1 pseudogene is annotated in these 871 nt (G+C 54.3%); it reads left to right on the top strand.

Going from position 1 to position 871, the window contains the following annotated elements:
* A pseudogene (locus tag J1G37_RS29195) lies at nucleotides 1–871 on the top strand (YncE family protein); the annotation flags it as partial.

An 871-nucleotide genomic window follows, 5' to 3' on the forward strand; every position in this document is an offset into this window, starting at 1 on the left:
TGAACGCTATGAAAACATCCGTCGTAACGATTTGATCAGCGTGTCCTGGGACGGCAATTATGTGCCTCACCGGGTGACGGACGATGAAGCCGCCGGTGTTGTCGATATCCTCGTTTTTATCGATATAACCGTTATTTTGCTGGGTAATCTTTTTGGGACGATCACCGTCAGGTTTACGGTCCAGGATGTTGTAGAAAACCAAGCCGGTGATAAATATCGGTTCTCCAAGCAGTATGTTCTAGACAGTGAACTGGACCCGAGCTTCCGCGAGCCACCGGAGTTTGAGCTCGACGGTGTCCCAACAGACTTACTGGATTGGGATACTGACAGTGAAGGAGATCTGCAAGTACGCTGTTTTACCGACCGAACGCTACCTGCACCCAACCCGCGCCGTTACGTCATCGTCACTGTGAAGGCCACTTTGTTGGATGGCACCACTGAAACCGTAGTGTTGCCAGCGGCGCCGGACTTCAACACCTACAACGTCTTGGTGCCGCTTGCCAATCACCATGTTGCAAACTGGGTGGGCGGTTCATTCAGTATTTCCTTCGTTTATTACGAGGCCAGCGGTGCTATTCGAGGCCAGTCAGGCAGTCATACTGTGACGGTTGTTGGCACACCCGTTGAAATGCCTGCCCCCGATTACCAGCCCATTGACCTGGGCTTGATCGACCCTGATGTCACCGGCCTTGTACACATCCCTCACTACGAGCCCTATGACCCAGGCTGGATCGAGACGCTGTACATGGAACATATCTCCGCCACAGGCGGCAATATCGTTTACACCGATCCGCAACTGGCAGGCCCCCCAGGCGGCCCTCGACCCATAACGCCGGACATCCTGGCGCCCTTCAACGGTAAGGGGGATACG

This window comes from Pseudomonas sp. Marseille-Q1929, assembly GCF_017316265.1.
Taxonomy (GTDB): domain Bacteria; phylum Pseudomonadota; class Gammaproteobacteria; order Pseudomonadales; family Pseudomonadaceae; genus Aquipseudomonas.